The sequence below is a fragment of the Blautia sp. CAG:257 genome (genome assembly GCF_000433815.1).
Lineage (GTDB): Bacteria > Bacillota > Clostridia > Lachnospirales > Lachnospiraceae > Blautia_A > Blautia_A caecimuris.
Genome location: NZ_HF999086.1, coordinates 1 through 494, shown reverse-complemented (window position 1 = coordinate 494; position 494 = coordinate 1). Strand labels below are relative to the sequence as shown.

1 protein-coding gene is annotated in these 494 nt (G+C 42.1%); it reads left to right on the top strand.

Features of this window, described 5'->3' with window-relative positions; genetic code table 11:
- The coding region (locus QVP40_RS10605) for an insulinase family protein (RefSeq protein WP_288200490.1) at positions 1-494 on the top strand (494 nt) is incomplete at both ends.

Genomic DNA, 494 nt, shown 5'->3' with positions numbered 1-494 from the left:
AAAGATCCTTTTGTGGAGCTGGTAAAGGGTTCTCTTAATACATTTCTCAATGCAATGACCTATCCGGATAAAACCTGCTATCCTGTTGCAAGCTGCAACGATCAGGATTTCCAGAATCTGATGCATGTGTACCTGGATGCTGTTTTTTATCCGAATATTTACAAAAAAGAAGAGATCTTCCGCCAGGAGGGATGGAGCTATCAGCTTGAAAATGCAGAGGGACCTCTGAAATATAACGGAGTTGTTTACAATGAGATGAAGGGAGCTTTTTCCTCTCCGGATGAGGTTCTGGAAAGAGAGATCATGAATTCTCTGTTTCCGGATACAAGCTATGGCTGCGAATCCGGCGGTGATCCGGATCATATTCCGGAGCTTTCCTATGAGGAATTTCTGGAATTTCATAAGACCTATTATCATCCTTCCAACAGCTACATTTATCTGTACGGAAATATGGACATGGCAGAAAAGCTGGCGTTTATTGATGAGCATTATCT